The sequence below is a fragment of the Martinezella paranaensis genome (assembly GCF_014200235.1).
In the GTDB taxonomy this organism is placed as follows: Bacteria; Pseudomonadota; Alphaproteobacteria; order Rhizobiales; family Rhizobiaceae; genus Rhizobium; species Rhizobium paranaense.
Genome location: NZ_JACHBI010000020.1, coordinates 26478 through 43026, shown reverse-complemented (window position 1 = coordinate 43026; position 16549 = coordinate 26478). Strand labels below are relative to the sequence as shown.

Annotated in this window: 15 protein-coding genes; 8 read left to right on the top strand and 7 right to left on the bottom strand. The window is 60.4% G+C overall.

The window, feature by feature from the left end:
• The first annotated feature begins 88 nt into the window (after positions 1-88).
• The 7 genes from GGD50_RS29540 to GGD50_RS29510 all read left to right on the top strand — a co-directional run bounded on the left by GGD50_RS29540 (position 89) and on the right by GGD50_RS29510 (position 5916).
• Positions 89-607, top strand: a complete 519-nt coding sequence (locus GGD50_RS29540) for a flavin reductase (protein WP_181316059.1) — start codon at positions 89-91, stop codon at positions 605-607.
• 123 nt (positions 608-730) lie between these two features.
• On the top strand, positions 731-1663 hold the full coding sequence (locus tag GGD50_RS29535; RefSeq protein WP_107108184.1) for an AAA family ATPase: 933 nt from the start codon (positions 731-733) through the stop codon (positions 1661-1663).
• A gap of 6 nt (positions 1664-1669) precedes the next feature.
• Entirely contained in the window at positions 1670-2917 is a 1248-nt protein-coding gene (locus GGD50_RS29530; RefSeq protein WP_107108183.1) for a vWA domain-containing protein, read from the top strand.
• 7 nt (positions 2918-2924) lie between these two features.
• The gene (locus GGD50_RS29525) at positions 2925-3254 is read left to right on the top strand and encodes an XdhC family protein (RefSeq protein ID WP_107108182.1); all 330 of its coding nucleotides are present in this window, start codon (positions 2925-2927) and stop codon (positions 3252-3254) included.
• A complete protein-coding gene (locus GGD50_RS29520) occupies positions 3254-3961 on the top strand; it encodes an XdhC family protein (RefSeq protein WP_107108181.1) in 708 nt (235 codons plus the stop codon). The genes GGD50_RS29525 and GGD50_RS29520 overlap by 1 nt, the downstream gene beginning before the upstream one ends.
• On the top strand, positions 3958-5592 hold the full coding sequence (locus GGD50_RS29515) for an NTP transferase domain-containing protein (protein WP_107108180.1): 1635 nt from the start codon (positions 3958-3960) through the stop codon (positions 5590-5592). The genes GGD50_RS29520 and GGD50_RS29515 overlap by 4 nt, the downstream gene beginning before the upstream one ends.
• 3 nt (positions 5593-5595) lie before the next feature.
• Complete coding sequence (locus GGD50_RS29510; RefSeq protein ID WP_107108179.1) at positions 5596-5916, top strand: TfoX/Sxy family protein; 321 nt, start codon at positions 5596-5598, stop codon at positions 5914-5916.
• Between the two features lie 3 nt (positions 5917-5919).
• On the opposite strand, the gene GGD50_RS29505 is transcribed toward GGD50_RS29510, so the two are convergent.
• The 5 genes from GGD50_RS29505 to GGD50_RS29485 all read right to left on the bottom strand — a co-directional run bounded on the left by GGD50_RS29505 (position 5920) and on the right by GGD50_RS29485 (position 10848).
• Entirely contained in the window at positions 5920-6342 is a 423-nt protein-coding gene (locus tag GGD50_RS29505) for an NUDIX domain-containing protein (protein ID WP_107108178.1), read from the bottom strand.
• 14 nt (positions 6343-6356) lie between these two features.
• Positions 6357-7934, bottom strand: coding sequence for a DEAD/DEAH box helicase (locus GGD50_RS29500; protein WP_484502676.1), 1578 nt, complete (start codon positions 7932-7934; stop codon positions 6357-6359).
• Between the two features lie 123 nt (positions 7935-8057).
• Positions 8058-9407 (bottom strand): M23 family metallopeptidase, encoded by a 1350-nt coding sequence (locus tag GGD50_RS29495; protein ID WP_107108176.1) that lies wholly within the window; start codon positions 9405-9407, stop codon positions 8058-8060.
• Between the two features lie 116 nt (positions 9408-9523).
• Positions 9524-10366, bottom strand: a complete 843-nt coding sequence (locus GGD50_RS29490) for a ferritin-like domain-containing protein (protein ID WP_414123929.1) — start codon at positions 10364-10366, stop codon at positions 9524-9526.
• On the bottom strand, positions 10366-10848 hold the full coding sequence (locus GGD50_RS29485) for a peroxiredoxin (RefSeq protein WP_107108175.1): 483 nt from the start codon (positions 10846-10848) through the stop codon (positions 10366-10368). Before GGD50_RS29485 ends, GGD50_RS29490 begins: the two co-directional genes overlap by 1 nt.
• 130 nt (positions 10849-10978) lie before the next feature.
• Here GGD50_RS29485 and GGD50_RS29480 point away from each other — a divergent pair, with 130 nt between their 5' ends.
• Positions 10979-14398: a YhdP family protein gene (locus tag GGD50_RS29480; RefSeq protein WP_107108174.1), complete on the top strand. Its 3420-nt coding sequence runs from the start codon at positions 10979-10981 to the stop codon at positions 14396-14398.
• A gap of 98 nt (positions 14399-14496) precedes the next feature.
• Here GGD50_RS29480 and GGD50_RS33025 read toward each other — a convergent pair whose 3' ends face one another.
• Complete coding sequence (locus tag GGD50_RS33025) at positions 14497-14823, bottom strand: hypothetical protein (RefSeq protein ID WP_107108173.1); 327 nt, start codon at positions 14821-14823, stop codon at positions 14497-14499.
• A gap of 201 nt (positions 14824-15024) precedes the next feature.
• The gene (tyrS, locus tag GGD50_RS29475) at positions 15025-16281 is read right to left on the bottom strand and encodes a tyrosine--tRNA ligase (protein WP_107108172.1); all 1257 of its coding nucleotides are present in this window, start codon (positions 16279-16281) and stop codon (positions 15025-15027) included.
• Between the last annotated feature and the right edge of the window lie 268 nt (positions 16282-16549).

Below are 16549 nucleotides of genomic sequence, written 5' to 3'. Positions count from 1 at the left end.
AAAGAAAAAGCAGCGAAATCTCGTTGATTTCAATAATCCTATTGTAGAAAAGCTAACGTGTGCCCGCCATATTGAATGAAAACGAGAAATGACGAAAACGAGGGAAGCAATCGTGCTAGACAAGCAGCGTATGGATCCGGTGCTCTATCGCGACGCCATGAGCCGCTATGCGGGGCATGTGCAGCTAGTGACCACGGCGCTTGGCAATGAACGGCGCGGGGTGACGATCACGGCCGCCTGCTCGGTTTCGGACAATCCCGCCACGATCCTGATCTGCCTGAACAACAACAATGCGAAGAACGAGATCTTCTTCAAAAGCGGCATCTTCGCCCTGAACGCGCTGGGCGCCCACCACCAGGCGCTCGCCGACGCCTTTTCCGGCAAGACGAACCTGACCACCGACGAGCGTTTCGCGACGGGCAAGTTCGATACGCTGGTGACCGGCGCCCCGGTGCTCGCCGACGCGCTGGCGGCTTTCGATTGCCGCGTCATCGAAATCAAGCGGGCTTCGACGCATAACATCATCTTCGGCGAAGTCGTGGCCGTGCATTTCGATGAAACAAAGCCGGCGCTGCTCTATATGAACCGGGACTATCACACGTTATAACCTCCTGAGAGCACAACCCCTTGGATCTGAATCGATCCAAGGGAGGGACTATGTGCCGGTTTGAAGTGTTACTGCGTCATCAGAGCGTCCGATGGGACGCGCAGCGTAGTAATGGGAGAGAGTATGCCTGATCATCATCACGCACCTTCGCTGCCGGGTTCAATCGACGACACAATAGCCTTGCTCGGCGCGCACGACTATCTCGCGGGGCGTGCGCTGGGCACGGTGTTGTTTCTGGCACTGAAAATGAAACGGCCGCTGTTTCTCGAAGGCGAGGCCGGTGTCGGCAAGACCGAGATCGCCAAGGTGCTGTCGAAGGCGCTCGACCGGCCGCTGATCCGCCTGCAATGTTATGAAGGCCTCGACATTTCCTCCGCCGTCTATGAATGGAACTATCCGGCACAGATGCTGGAAATCCGCCTTGCCGAGGCGTCCGGACTCACCGATCGCGACCGGATCGAGGCCGATATCTTTTCAGAGCGCTATCTCATCCGCCGGCCCGTGCTGCAAGCACTGTCGAGCATGGGAGGACGTGCGCCGGTATTCCTGATCGACGAGCTGGACCGCACCGATGAAGCGTTCGAAGCTTTCCTGCTTGAAGTGCTCTCCGATTTCCAGGTGACCGTTCCCGAACTCGGGACCATCCGCGCCGCCGAACCGCCCATCGTCATCATCACTACCAACCGCACCCGAGAGGTGCACGACGCTCTGAAGCGACGCTGCCTCTACCATTGGGTCGACTACCCCGAAGCAGAGCAGGAGCTCGATATCATCCGCCGCAAGGTGCCCGGCTGCAACGACGCGCTGTCGCGCCAGATCGTCGCCTATGTGCAGAAGCTGCGCACACTCGACCTCTTCAAAAACCCCGGCGTCGCCGAAACCATCGATTGGGCGACGGCGCTGGCCGAGCTCGACCGGCTGGCGCTCGATCCCGAGACGATTTCCGATACGCTCGGCACCCTGCTGAAATACCAGGACGACATCGCCCGCATCCAGGGCGGCGAGGGCAAGCGGGTGCTGGACGAGGTCAAATCCGAACTGCTGGCGACAGGATGAGCGACCATGGGGCCGGCAATGCAAGACGGTATCGCAGCGCCGCCGTCACCGCCCGGTGACGGGCGTCTGGCCGATAATATCGTCTTCTTCGCTCGTGCCTTACGCAAGGCCGGCCTGAAGATCGGGCCGGCGACCATCGCCGACGCCATCGAAGCCGTCGAAACCATAGGCATCGGCTCGCGCGACGAGTTTCATGCGGCATTGTCTTCCGTCTTCGTCAAACGGCATGAGGACCTTGCGCTTTTCGACGAGGCATTCCGGCTGTTCTGGCGCTCGCGCGATCTCGTGCAAAAGATGATTGCGATGATGTCGCCGGTCGCGCCCGATAATCGCGAGACGGAAAAGCCGAAGCCTGCCGAACTCCGCGCCAGCGACGCCCTGCTTGGTGACCGCGAAGACCGCCGGCCACAGCGCGAGATGCCGGATATCGAGATCGATGCCCGCTTCACGACATCGGGTAACGAACTCCTGCGCCGCATGGATTTCGCCCAGATGTCGGCTGCGGAAATTGCCGCTGCGAAGAAAGAACTGGCGAAGTTGGAATTGCCACTCGACAGCGTCCGTACCCGCCGTTTCGTGCCGTCGCACTCCTCGTCCAAGGTCGATCCGCGCGCGACCATGCGGAGCGCGCTTCGCACCGGCGGCACGCTGATCCTGCCGCGCTATCGCGAGCCGAAGGAAATGCAACCGCCCTTGGTGGTGCTCGCCGACATTTCCGGCTCCATGAGCCAATATACCCGCATCTTCCTGCATTTCCTGCATGTACTCACCGAGAAGCGGCGGCGGGTGCATACCTTTCTATTTGGCACGCGGCTCACCAACGTTACCCGCCAGATGCGTCACAAGGACCCGGATGAGGCGCTCGACGAATGCGCTGCCGCCGTCCGCGACTGGTCGGGCGGCACACGGATCGGCGAGACGCTGAAGGAATTCAATCGGCTCTGGGCGCGGCGGGTGCTGGGGCAGGGCGCGATCGTGCTACTCATCACCGATGGATTGGAGCGGGAGGGTGTGGAGCTTCTGCAAAGCGAAATGGACAGGCTACACCGCTCCTGCAGGCGGCTGATCTGGCTCAATCCGCTCTTGCGCTTCGAAGGCTTCGAACCCCGTGCCCGCGGCGTTCGCGCCATGCTGCCGCATGTTGACGAATTCCGTCCGGTTCACAATCTATTATCTCTGGCCGATCTCGTATCGGCCCTGAGCGTAGGTCGCGCCGGCGCCTATGATCCACGCCGTTTTCTCGCCAAGCTGTGAGGCACCCATGACACATGCACCCGAAAGCCTGGACCCGCTTGTCATTGCGGAGGAATGGGCTGCCGCTGGCCGCAACGTAGCAGTGGCGACTGTCGTCGATACCTGGGGTTCTGCGCCGCGCCCGACCGGCAGCCATCTTGTCATCGACAGCGAAGGCAATTTTCACGGTTCGGTCTCCGGTGGCTGCGTGGAGGGCGCCGTCATCACCGAGGCGCTGGACGTGATCGAAAGCGGCAAGGCCCGCATGTTGGAGTTCGGCGTTGCGGATGAAACCGCCTGGCGCGTCGGCCTGTCCTGTGGCGGCCGAATTCGCGTCTATGTCGAGAGGCTTGTCTGATGGACCGTCAGGTACTGACGAAATTGAACAGGCTGCGGCGGGCGCGGCAAGCGGTGATCCTGGCGACCGATCTCTCCGGCGGGCAGGATCGGCTGATCGTCGAGGGTGATGTCGTCGACGGTCCGTTTGCCGACGCCGTCGCGTCCGCCTTCCGCTCGGGAAAGTCCTCGGCGGTAGAGATCGGAGGACAAAGCCTCTTCCTCAATGTTCACCTGCCGCCGCCGCAAATCGTCGTCATCGGCGCCGTACATATCAGCCAGGTTTTGGTTGGTATGGCCGAGCTTGCAGGCTTTGACATCCGCATCATCGATCCCCGCACTGCTTTTGCGACGCCTGAGCGTTTCGATGGCGCCGATCTCATTGCCGACTGGCCGGTGGATGTTTTGAAGGAGCAGCCGCTCGATGCCTATACGGCGTTGGTTGCAGTCACCCACGATCCGAAGATCGATGATTTCCCAATTGCCGAGGCGCTAAAGGTCGGCTGTTTCTATGTCGGGGCGCTCGGCAGTCGTAAGACACATGCGAGTCGCGTGGAACGACTGAAGCGCGAGGGTTTGACGGAGGCCGACCTTGCCCGGATTCATGCTCCTATCGGCCTTCCCATCGGCGCATCGAGCCCAGTGGAAATCGCCGTCGCCATTCTGGCCGAGATCATCGCCGCGCTGCGCGGCCGTGACGTCTCGTCACCGAAGGGTGACAAGCGATGAAATTCGGTGATTTTGCCACAGCGGAAGCCGAAGGCGCCGTGCTTGCGCATTCCATCCGATTGTCCGATGGCAGCCTTGCCAAGGGGCATGTGCTTGACCGCGCCGATCTCGATCGCCTCGTTGCGGCCAATATCGCCCATGTCACCGCCGCCAAAGTCGAACCTGACGATCTTATGGAAAATGAGGCCGCGACGCGTTTGGCGCGGGCGATCGCTCCGGATCATCTGACGTTTTCCGAAGCGGCGACGGGGCGTGTCAATGTCCATAGCGCGGTCGATGGCCTGTTCGTTGCGAACCGCGCCGCCGTCGACCGGCTGAACAGTGTCGATCCGGCTATCACGCTTGCCTGTCTTGCCGATCATGTGCCGGTGCGTCGTGGCGATATGGTCGCGACCTTCAAGATCATTCCGCTGGCGGTTTCAGGTGAGAAGGTTGCCGCAGGCGTCGACATCCTGCAGCAGACGACCGTCTTCGAGGTGAAGCCATTCAGGCCGCATGCGGTGTCGCTGGTCGCAACCGAATTGCCGTCGCTGAAGACCTCCGTGATGGACAAGACGACGCGTATCCTTTCACAACGGCTACAGCTTGCCGGCAGCACCCTGGAGAGGGAAGAGCGAGTGGCCCATCGCGCGCCAGCGGTCGCGGAAGCGATCGGTAAGGCGCTGCAGGCGGCGGATCAATCGTCGAAGCTCGTCATCGTCTTCGGTGCATCCGCCGTCATCGACGCCGGTGACGTTATCCCCGAGGCGATCCGGCTTGCGGGTGGCCAAGTGATCCAGGTCGGAATGCCGGTCGATCCCGGCAATCTGCTGGTGCTCGGCAGCGTCGGCGATGTTTATGTCGTGGGCGCACCCGGCTGCGCCCGCAGCCCGAAGGAAAATGGTTTCGACTGGGTGCTCGATCGCATCCTTGCCGGCGAGAAGCCGACGCCGCAGGAGATCAGCGGCATGGGTGTCGGAGGGCTTCTCATGGAAATTCAGTCGCGGCCAAGACCGCGCGATATCGCCGTCAAACCGCAAGCACAGATCTCCGTCGCCATCGTGCTTCTTGCCGCCGGCAAGGCGCGCCGCATGGGCGAGGGCGGGCCGCACAAGCTGTTGGCGGAATTTGACGGCATACCTCTGGTGCGTCGCTCGGCCATAACGGCCCTGGCAAGCGGAGCCTCCGCCGTCGTTGCCGTCACCGGCCATCGCCGCGAGGACATCGAACAAGCGCTAGCCGGCCTAGCCGTAGAGCGTGTGCACAATCCGGACTATGCCTCTGGCATGGCAAGCTCGTTGGTTGCAGGCATCAGCACCCCAGCGGCGCAACGGGCTGACGGCGTGCTGGTTATGCTGGCCGACATGCCGGGTGTCACCAGTGGCGACCTGAAGACGCTGATTGCGGCCTTCCGCAAGGCGAACGGCCAGGCGATCGTTCGTGCCGTGTCGCGCGGTAAACGCGGCAATCCTGTCATCCTGCCGCGCGCCGTCTTCGACGCCGTGATGCGGCTCGAGGGCGATGTCGGTGCCCGGCATATCATCGAAACTGCTGGGCTTCCCATCATCGATGCCGACATCGGCGATGCAGCCCATCTTGATGTGGATACGCCCGAAGCCGTATTAGCCGCTGGCGGTATTTTGAAGGGGTAGGGTATGGACAATATTGAGATCGAAGAGATGTTCCAGGCGCTCGGCCCGGTGACGATCAAGCGCATGTTCGGCGGCAAGGGCGTCTATCACATGGGTCGTATCGTCGCTGTCGAAGTGAGCGACGAGATGCTGCTGAAGGCCGATGACGTCAGCGCCCGGGAATTCGAAGCGGCGGGTGCCCGGCGCTGGGCCTATGAGGGGAAGAAAGGCAAACCCGTCAACATGCCCTACTGGTCGATCCCGGACGATGCTTTCGACGATCCGGATATCATGGCCCGCTGGGTGAGGCTCGCTTACGAGGCCGCGGTGCGGGCGGATAAATAGACGTCAGCGGAAGTCTTCTTCGCTCAGATGGGCGATGGTTGCTTTGGCAAAGTCGGAAAGTTGAGTCGGCAGCTCGTCACGGCCGAACCAGCCGAAATCGGAGAGCTTGTCCGGCTCCATCAGGCGCGGTTCGCCTGAAAAATCCCTGCAGACATAGATCAGCGAGATCCAGTGCTGGCGGTCGGCCTCAATGATGACTTCCTCGGTGCAGAGATAATCTATCTTGCCGATGGAAAGACCGCTTTCTTCTTCCGCCTCACGAATAGCGGCATTCGCGGCCGGCTCCATGTGGTCGACCTTGCCGCCCACGATGCTCCAGAAGCCGGCTTCCGGCGCCTTGAGGCGCCTGTAAAGCAACAGTTTTCCGTCTCGCAAAATTGCGAGACCGGTTCCTAATCCTGGGAAATCGATGCCGGGTTTTCCCACGCGCTGCGGGCCTATCAGCCCTTGGCGTTGGCAACGATCAGCATGAAGGCCGGGATATCGTCGCCGAAGCCGACCGGGGTCGGACCGTCGTCCTGATCGCGGTAGCGATTGCGGCGCTCGCGGTTGTCGTCATTGGCAGCAGGGAAGGGACGGTGATTGTTACGAGAACCGTTGTGGGACTTGTTATTGTTCTCAGACTTGCGCTCGTTTCTCACGCTTTCTGCCTTTGCTGGTGCTGCTTCGATCACTTCGACGCCATTATCCTCGACGTCGATATCAGATTTATGACTCGAGGCACTCCGGCCTCCGCGGCTGCGATCACGGTCGCGGCCTCTGCCCTTGGAATCCCGGCGACGGGAAGAACGATCGTCATCCCGGCTTTCTTCGACCGGCGGCAAGGACGACAGGTCGCCATTCAGCCATTCGACCTCTTCGCCGATCAGCTTTTCGATCGCATCGGCATGCTTGGTATCGCGCTTCGTCACGATGGTGAAGGCGGAACCCGAGCGACCGGCACGGCCGGTGCGGCCGATGCGGTGGACATAATCTTCCGAATGGATCGGAACATCGAAATTGAAGACGTGGCCGACATCGGGAAGATCGAGACCGCGCGCCGCAACATCGGAAGCGACGAGAAGCTGGATATTGCCGTCACGGAAGTTCTGCAGCATGGTCGTGCGCGAGCGCTGATCCATATCGCCGTGCAATGCGCCGACCGAGAAGCCATGGCGTTCCAGCGAACGGAAGAGATCGGCAACGTCTTTTTTGCGGTTGCAGAAGATGATGGCGTTCTTCAAATCGGTCTGGGAGCGGATGAGGTCGCGCAACGTGGCGCGCTTCTCGTAATCCTTGCCATGCGAGGCAACGAAACGCTGCGTGACGGTCTTTGCCGTCGAAGCGGGCTTGGCGACTTCGACACGTTCCGGATTCTGCAGGAAGCGGTCGGCCAGCTTCTGGATTTCACCGGGCATGGTGGCCGAGAAGAACAGCGTCTGGCGCGTGAAGGGAATGAGCTTGGCGATGCGCTCGATATCGGGGATGAAGCCCATGTCGAGCATACGGTCGGCTTCGTCGATGACGAAGATTTCGACGGCGCTCATCAACAGCTTGCCGCGCTCGAAATGGTCGAGCAGGCGGCCGGGCGTGCAGATCAGCACATCGGCGCCACGCTCCAGCTTGCGGTCCTGATCTTCGAAAGAAACGCCGCCGATCAGCAGTGCGATGTTCAGGCGATGATTCTTGCCGTATTTCTCGAAATTCTCCGCGACCTGCGCGGCAAGTTCGCGCGTCGGCTCGAGGATCAGCGTGCGCGGCATGCGCGCACGGGCACGACCCTTTTCGAGAAGCGTCAGCATCGGCAGAACGAAGGAGGCAGTCTTGCCGGTACCCGTCTGGGCGATCCCGCAGATATCGCGACGCTGCAGCGCAAATGGAATTGCGCCGGCTTGGATCGGAGTCGGTGTGGTGTAGCCCGCGTCAGTTACCGCGGATAGGACTTTTTGGCTCAGGCCAAGGTCAGCAAATGTTGTCAAAGGGAAAACTATTTCCGTTCCGGTTCGGTCGAACACTCGTGAGTCGACATGCCCTAGCATGCCGCAATGCAGCGCGACATAGAACCAAACACCCGCGAAGTCAAGGAAAGCGGGTGCTTCTGAGAGCTTCAGAGCAATAGATAACGCAATTTTTAGATTAGCGCCACTTTTGTTGCTCGTTTGTCACAATTCTCGCGGTGAAATTGTGCCTAGTCCGTTGATATAACTTGCGAGCTTCATACCTGCATTGATGAAATACATCGGGTCGATCGGACGGCCGTTTTCGCGCACTTCGTAATGTAGATGCGTCCCCGTCGAACGTCCCGTGCTGCCGGCAAGACCGAGGGCGTCGCCGGTTTTGACCGTGTCTCCGATCTTGACCAGTATTTCTTCCATATGGCCGTAACGCGTCGAGATGCCATCGCCGTGGTCGATCTCGACCATGTTGCCATAACCGCCTGTCCATCCGGCGGAGATGACCTTGCCCGGCGCGGTGGCTTTGACCTTTTCCCCGGGGCTGAAATGGAAATCAGTGCCGGTGTGCAGCGCCAGCTTACCGAAGAAGGGATCCTTGCGATTGCCGAAGGGGCTTGTGATCAGTTTGCCCGGTGCAGGATTGCGGAAGGGCAGGCCTTCGGCTGCGCCGCGCACGGTCTCGAGGCGCGTCAACGCGCTATCGAGATCAGCCATGGACTGATCGAATTGATCGACGTTTTCCGGTGCGACATAAGGGCCGCCGACGCCCCCGTCATCATTTGCGGCGCCGTCATCCTTGCTTGCAGCGCTGGCCATCACGGTCGGAACCTTGACGCCAACATTCTGCATGATCGACTGGATCTGATCGGCAGTTTCCGAAGCGCCGGAGGTCAGATGCCTTACGCGGCTCAATTGATCCTGTTCGATATGTTTCAGCGACAATGTCACCTTGGAAAATACCCGGTCGGCACGATCAGCAACGGTTTCAGGGGCAGGAACATAGGCGAGGGTGGAATTGTCGGGGGTCGCATCGGCGGGCTTGCCGCTCGACAGAAGCCTCTCGATCGACTTGAGCCCTCCCGTCAGTTCCGCGTGATCGCCTTTGGCTGCCGCCGCATTTGCACTTGCGGGTGCATCCTTGTTCATCAGGCCGGAACTCTCGGCGCGGTCGAGCAGCGCGTCGAGCTTGCCATGGCGCGATGAAAGGGCCTGCTGCTGCTCCATCAGCTTGTCGACCTTTTCCTCGACGACCTGCTGGTCGAGGAGTTGACGGGACGTGACGCGATCGACCTGGGCGCGCAGAGCCGCAATGCGATCCTCATAGTCGTATTGCATGCGCGCCTGCCGGGCCATGGTGGCGCCGATCAGGTCGTCGCGCAGTACGAGATAGGACGTGGCGAGGAGATAGCCGATGGAAAAGACGCCGACGAGGCAGACGACGAGCGCCGCCATCCATGGGCGTACAGTCATGTGGCGCACGGTATCGCCGCTCGCCACGATTATCGTGTGCTGCCGTTTCTGCTTGCCGAAAACCCGGTTCTGAGGCTTGGCGGTCACCGAGAATCTCCCAATCGATGCGCATCGGCATCCACTGATGACTACACGGAATTATGGTTAACGATTGCTTTCTGCCCCACCCCTAGAAAACAAAAAAACTCTTATAGTTTAGTATGTTATGCATTACTTGTAGACGTGAGCGAGCGGTAGAAGGAAGGTGTCAGGCCGGCTTCGGCGCGGGCAATGTCATTGAACGGCGCCTTCAGCGAACCGCGAAAATTGGCGCGCACCAAATCCTGAAACGTGCGGGCCGGATCGCGCCTTTCGCGGGCGCAGAGGAAACGGAACCATTTAGCGCCGACGGCGACATGGCCCTTTTCATCATTGTAGATCACATCGAGGACAGCAGCGCTCTCCATGTCGCCCGTCTCGCGCATCTTTGCCTGCAGCGCCGGCGTCACGTCGAGGCCGCGCGCTTCGAGAATCAGGGGGACCACGGCGAGACGTGCGGTGAGGTCGTTGCGGGTTGCATGCGCGGCCTGCCACAGACCGTCATGGGCAGGTAGATCGCCATAGTCGGCGCCAAGATCACGGAGACGCGTCCGCACCATACGGAAATGCTTGGCCTCCTCGAATGCGACCTGCATCCAGCCGTCAAAAAAGGAATTGGGCACCGGTTCGGTCGCGAAGCGCGCGACGATATCGAGCGCCAGATCGACAGCGTTGAGCTCGATATGGGCGATGGCATGCAACAGCGCGATGCGGCCTTTGACCGTGTGCAGCGAGCGCTTTTCCATATGCCTCGGCGGCACCAGTTCCGGCTTTTCCGGCCGGCCGGGGCGATCGGCCAATGCCGGATCGAGCGGCGAGCGCAGCGAGAGGGTGCGTGCGAACCAGCGGGTCGCCGATTCCTGGGCAAGCGCCGTCTTACGATCGAGATCGGCCGAGCGGATAGCGGCAATCGCGCCGCCGCGCAGCGAAGTGATGGTCTCGATTTCCACCGGCATGACCACGGGCATCAGAGGTCTTTGACGGCGGCCAAGACCTCTTCGGCATGGCCAGCCACTTTGACCTTGCTCCAAATCCTCACGACCCTGCCGTCCGCACCGATAAGGAAGGTCGAGCGCACCACACCCATATAGGTCCTGCCATACATGCTCTTTTCCCGCCAAACACCGTAAGCTTCTGCGGCGGTCCTTTCTTCATCGGAGGCGAGGGGCACGGACAGGGCGTGCTTCTTCACGAATTTGTCATGGCTTTTGACCGAATCCGGCGACATGCCGAGTATGGCCGCGCCAGCTTTCTCGAAGTCTGCCGCAAGCGCGGTGAAGGAGATCGATTCGGTGGTGCAGGCGGTCGTGTCGTCCTTGGGATAAAAGAACAGCACCAATGGCTTACCGGCAAAATCAGCGAGGCGCACACGGCCACCGCCGTCGCGCGGAAGATCGAAATCTGGCGCTCTGTCGCCGATGCCTAATTCAACCAGAGAGATTTCGGTCACGGGAAAACCTTTCTTTTGCCGGGATTTTGGATGACACCAAATATCAGCCATATATACTGGATCGGTATGCCGTCCACATCGGACGCAGCGTCACCAACAAAATTACGAAAAACGAAAGGGACGCACGGGAGTGATCCGAGGCGAAAAGATTACATTCCGCAAAAAGGATCTCGTCTCGCTCGACCACTTGCCTTCCGCTCAGGTGGACGATCCTTTGATCGTGCATGTCCCCGAGCCGGTCCGCCGCAAGCGCTCGCATGTCTGGCATGTTTGCCGTATTACGCTCGTCTTCACTGCCTTCCTAGCCCTGATCATCGGCGCGATTATCTTCACTATCGAAAACGGCATTTTCGATGAGCCTCTGTCGCAGAAGGCTCAGCTCGCGCTCGATCGGGCGATCGGGCCACGCTACAAGGCTGAAGTCGGCTCGACCGTCGTCCGCTTCACGCCCAGCCTGCGGCTGGAACTTGAAGCCCGCAACGTCAATGTGGTCGACCAGGAGAGCGGCAAGCATCTGTCGACCATGGCGGCGGTCAGCATGTTGCTCGATCCGCTGGCGCTTGTCGAAGGCCGTGTCGAAGTGGCCAGTGTGGCGGCAGAGGGCATCGCGCTCGACGCCTCGCTGCTGCCGCAGGGCGATCCCGTCGACCTGACGGCGCTGCGCGTCGACGCGCTGCCGCAAGCGCTGAAATCAGCCTTCGACAACCTTGATTTCCTCGAGCGTTTCGTCGAGCGCGGCGGCACGAACTCGGTGCGTATTTCCGGTTTTGCCGTCAAGCTGGCGCGGCAGGAGGGCGGCGAGCCGATCTCGCTCGTGGTCGATAATCTCACCTTCGAGCGCAGCGGACCGACATCGCTGCACCTTTACGGACAGGTCGCAGTCAACGGCTCCGTCGCAACGCTGGATGTGCTAGCCGATCAACAGGAGGCTGGCCGCAGCTCTTCGCTGATCGCAAAGGTCGCCAATCTCGATCTGAAGCCGCTGACGATGGCCTATGATCAGAACGGCACGCCGCGCCAGGGCATCATGAGCTTCGCCGGAATGACGGTGACCGCCATCCGTGGCGGCGAAGGTGTCGATCCGAAGCTCAGCGCCTCGATCGATGTCCAGCCCGGCATGCTTTATATGGACCGCGACCCGCAGGATCTCACGCAGGCCAACGTCAACCTCGCCTATAACTTCGATCACCACACGCTTGAGATCGTGCCGTCGAAAGCGCAGTTCGTCGGCACCATGGTGCCATTTTCCGGCGCGCTGATCGACCTCGACCGCATCGACGCCAATGCCGGCAAGGGATTCGGCGTCGACTTCCTGATCCGCGGAGGCACAGCCGCGTCGGCTCTTTCGGGCGAGCAGCCCGTCAGCTTCGACGGTCAGGCGACGGGGCGATTCCTGTCGGCGACCAAGGAATTGCAACTCGAAAACCTGGGTATGTCGACGCCGCTTGGCGCGCTGTTCGGCTCCCTGCATATGAAACTCGGCGACAGCTCGCCGGAAATCAGTTTCGGCGGCCGCGCCGATAAGCTCGATACCGCGGCGATCAAACAGCTCTGGCCGTTCTGGATGGCCTCCAAACCCCGGGTCTGGGTGGAAAAAAACCTCTTCGGCGGCACGGTGACCAATGGAGTTATTTCGGTCTTCATTCCCGCCGGACGACTGGCGCAGGCGGCGAAGACAGGCAAGCTGCAACTCGGAAAGAATGAGTTGCACATCGCCTTTGATATCGACGACACCCGCCTCGACGTTCCGGGCGAGATTCCGCCAATCAGGGACACCAAGGCGCATTTCGATCTGACCGGCCCGACGATGAGCGTCGACATTGCGAGCGGCACCTCCTTTTTCCCTTCAGGCCGTTCGGTGACGCTGAGCGACAGCAATTTCTCGATCCCTTCCGCCTACGACAAGCCGCTGATGGCCGAACTCAAGCTGCAAATATCCGGCTCAGGCGATTCCATCGGCGAGTTGTTGACCTATAAGCCCCTGGAAGTGCTGCAGCGAACCGAATTCAAGCCGGAGAATTTCAACGGCAAGATCGTCGCCAAGGTCGATGCAACGATTGGCTTGATCAGCGACCAGAAGCCGCCGCCGCCAGTCTGGACGGCGAACTTGCAGCTCAATGATGTCGATCTGCTGAAGCCGATGAACAATCGTAAGATTTCCAATCTTACAGGTGAGATCGACGCCGATCCCCAATCCGTGCATCTGGATGCGCAGGCGCAGATTGACGGCATTCCTGCGCAAATCGACATGGTCGAGCCGACGGACGCTAAATCAACGGTCAAACGCAGCCGCGTAATCACCGCCACGCTCACCGATGCCCAGCGCAACAGCGTCATGCCGGGCCTCAACGATATTATCGACGGCCCGATCAAGATAGAAATGACGCGCATCGATGACGATCGCCAAGGCGTCAAGGTCGACCTCGCCAAGGCGGCCTTGACGGTGCCGTGGGTCGGCTGGTCGAAGGGCAGCGGCATCCCCGCCAGCGCCCAGTTCGAGGCTTCCGGGCCTGACAGTCAGACGGTGCTGAAAAACTTCACCCTCAAAGGTGATGGCTTCGGTGTCAGCGGCGATCTCGTCGTCAGCAAGGGCGGCCTGTCGTCGGCTAATTTCGATACCGTCAAGCTTTCCGCGCTCGATGATTTCGCACTGTCGGTCAAGCGCGGCAAAAGCGGCAATTACGACATATCCGTCGCCGGCAACTCGGCCGATCTCCGGCCGGTCCTGGCGCGGTTGAAGACATCGTCAAGCGACAAAGGCGACGACAAGGATGATTCGTCCGGCGCTACGATCCGCGCCAATCTCGACAAGGTCGTCGGTTTCAACGACGAGACGATCAGGAATCTCAAGGGCGTCTATTCCATCGCCGGCGGCCGCACCATCGCTGCGGATTTCTCCGGCCTGACGCGCAGCGGTGAGGCTGTCGTCAGCCAAATGAGCAAGGGCGGAGATGGCGGGACCATTCGCATCACCAGCGGTGATGCCGGCGCAGTGGCGCGTTTTGCCGATCTTTATAAGCATCTGCAAGGCGGCCTGCTCAATCTGTCGCTGCGCTCCACGGGGCCGGATGCCTGGGATGGCTCACTCGATATCCGCAACTTCGCCGTCATCGACGAAAAGAAGCTCTCGACCATCGTTTCCACGCCGAGCGGCAAAAATGGGCGGAGCCTGAATTCGGCCGTCAAACAAAATATCGATACGCGATCACAGAGTTTCGAGCGCGGCTTCGCGCGGCTGGTGCTGCGCAAGGGGACGCTTGCGGTGGAAAATGGCGTTGTCAGAGGCGTGCAAGTGGGCGCAACGTTCCAGGGCACGGTGAAGGACGCGAACGGCAATATGGACCTGACCGGCACCTTCATGCCCGCCTACGGCCTCAACCGGCTATTCGCCGAAGTGCCGATCGTTGGCTTCATCCTTGGCAACGGCAGCGACCGCGGACTGATCGGCATCACATTCAAGCTCACCGGCAGTTTTGAGAAACCGAACTTGCAGATCAACCCGCTGTCGATCATAGCGCCGGGCGTGTTCCGGCAGATCTTCGAGTTCTAAGTAAACGCACGGAGTAGGGCGGTTGCTATCGGCTACGCCGGTCCCATTTCAATTTCCACCACTGTCATCTCATATCGGCAGGCATTGGAGGACATGGGTCATTTTTCACCCGCCAACCGCTCGCGTATGCGTTCCGGCCCACCGATCATGCGTCGAGCGAAGGGGCGATCGGGATCTACAACGCGCCAAAAGGGAGCGGCGCCGCTTTGACTGATTTGTACGAGGTGTCTCTGAACGGTGATAGGGCAGCAGGCATCCGCCCCGTGTTCCTTGGCAAGCGCCCGTCTTATCTCCGCAATATCTGACAACTCGCCTCGTGGGGCCGCCCGAAGCGCCCCAGCGACCATTTCCTCGCTTGGAATCAGCATGCTCTGCGTGAGGCTTCTGCCTTTACGCCTCGTTTTGATCACCGGCAGCTCGTCCATAACTCACCTCCAGAATTGATCTCTGCATAGGACGTACGGAAATGCATCGGTCCGACATGATGGAGCACAAAATTGCTTCCGGCGCCGATATTTCGTCAATGCGGCTTGTTCGGCTATTGCCTAGATCGAGCGCTCAGTCGTTGAAAACGAAGAAGCCGGCGAAATGCGCCGGCTTCTTGCGTTTCAGTGTTGGGCAGCCTCTTAAGCCGCCGGACGGATCAGAATGTGCTTCTTCTTGCCGAGCGAAAGCTTGATGACGCCATCTGCGGTGATTTCGCCGCTGCCGATCACCTTGCGTTCGTCGCTGATCGCCTGATCGTTGATACGCACGGCGCCGCCCTGGACGTGACGGCGGGCTTCGCCGTTCGAGCCGGCGAGACCTGCGCGGACGATCAGCGAAAGCAGCCCGATGCCTGCGTCAAGTTCGGACGCGGGAACGTCGACGGATGGCAGGTTTTCGGAAAGGCCGCCTTCCTCAAAGGTCTTGCGTGCGGTTTCGGCCGCAAGTTCGGCTGCTTCGCGGCCATGCAGGATCGCCGTGACTTCCGTCGCGAGGATCTTCTTGACCTCATTGATCTCCGAGCCGGCGAGCGCGGAGAGGCGCGCGATCTCGTCCATCGGCAGCGTGGTGTAGAGCTTCAGGAAACGAGATACGTCCGCATCCTCGGTGTTGCGCCAGTATTGCCAGAAGTCGTAGGCCGAGAGCAGGTCGGCGTTCAGCCAGACCGCACCCGAGGCCGACTTGCCCATCTTGGCGCCGGAGGAGGTGGTGAGCAGCGGCGAAGTCAGTGCGTAGAGCTGCGGCGTACCCATGCGGTGGCCGAGATCGATGCCGTTGACGATATTGCCCCACTGATCCGAACCGCCCATCTGCAGGCGGCAATCGTAACGTTTGGCGAGCTCCACGAAATCGTAGGCCTGCAGGATCATGTAGTTGAATTCGAGGAAGGACAGCGACTGTTCGCGATCCAGGCGCATTTTGACGCTCTCGAAAGACAGCATGCGGTTGACGGAGAAGTGCCGGCCGACGTCACGCAGGAATTCGAGGTAGTTGAGCGAGCGCAGCCACTCCGCATTGTTGATCATCAATGCGTCTTTGGGGCCTTCGCCATATGTCAGGTAGTTGGAGAAGACGCGCTTGATCGAGGCGATGTTGCTTTCGATCGTATCGACCGTCATCAACTGACGCGATTCCTCCTTGAAAGAGGGGTCGCCCACCATGCCGGTGCCGCCGCCCATGAGCGAGACGGCGCGGTGACCGGTCGCCTGCAGCCAATGCAGCATCATGATCTGGATCAGCGAGCCCGCATGCAGGCTCGGCGCCGTCGGGTCGAAGCCGATATAGGCCGTCACGGTTTCCTTGGCGAACAGAGAGTCGAGGCCGGCTTCATCGGAAATCTGGTGGATGAAGCCGCGCTCTTGCAGGGTGCGCAGGAAATCGGATTTGAACTCAGCCATGATCTTGGTCTCTCGGGGCGCCGCAGGTGTACTAGGCGGCGAAGTCGCTGTTGTTGAATGTCGCCGGGCGCGTTTAGCATCGATTTGCCGACGCGTCATCATTTTGGTGGAACGGATAGAAAGTTTCGGCGGGGGTAGGTCTGTAAATGGGCGTGTCCGAACGTGAATAGATCGCAACATCGCCCCGAAGCCGCCGGGGACATGCCGCGCATTCGCCCAAATCCAATCCTAATGTTCTATGCTGACTGGGGTGTGCGTCGCGTGTTTC

Bases quoted from the DNA above. Each gene is read 5' to 3' on its own strand.
- GGD50_RS29540 (WP_181316059.1), top strand. From the start codon at position 89: ATGACGAAAACGAGGGAAGCAATCGTGCTAGACAAGCAGCGTATGGAT.
- GGD50_RS29535 (WP_107108184.1), top strand. From the start codon at position 731: ATGCCTGATCATCATCACGCACCTTCGCTGCCGGGTTCAATCGACGAC.
- GGD50_RS29530 (WP_107108183.1), top strand. From the start codon at position 1,670: ATGGGGCCGGCAATGCAAGACGGTATCGCAGCGCCGCCGTCACCGCCC.
- GGD50_RS29525 (WP_107108182.1), top strand. From the start codon at position 2,925: ATGACACATGCACCCGAAAGCCTGGACCCGCTTGTCATTGCGGAGGAA.
- GGD50_RS29520 (WP_107108181.1), top strand. From the start codon at position 3,254: ATGGACCGTCAGGTACTGACGAAATTGAACAGGCTGCGGCGGGCGCGG.
- GGD50_RS29515 (WP_107108180.1), top strand. From the start codon at position 3,958: ATGAAATTCGGTGATTTTGCCACAGCGGAAGCCGAAGGCGCCGTGCTT.
- GGD50_RS29510 (WP_107108179.1), top strand. From the start codon at position 5,596: ATGGACAATATTGAGATCGAAGAGATGTTCCAGGCGCTCGGCCCGGTG.
- GGD50_RS29500 (WP_484502676.1), bottom strand. From the start codon at position 7,934: ATGCTAGGGCATGTCGACTCACGAGTGTTCGACCGAACCGGAACGGAA.
- GGD50_RS29490 (WP_414123929.1), bottom strand. From the start codon at position 10,366: ATGCCCGTGGTCATGCCGGTGGAAATCGAGACCATCACTTCGCTGCGC.
- GGD50_RS33025 (WP_107108173.1), bottom strand. From the start codon at position 14,823: ATGGACGAGCTGCCGGTGATCAAAACGAGGCGTAAAGGCAGAAGCCTC.
- tyrS (WP_107108172.1), bottom strand. From the start codon at position 16,281: ATGGCTGAGTTCAAATCCGATTTCCTGCGCACCCTGCAAGAGCGCGGC.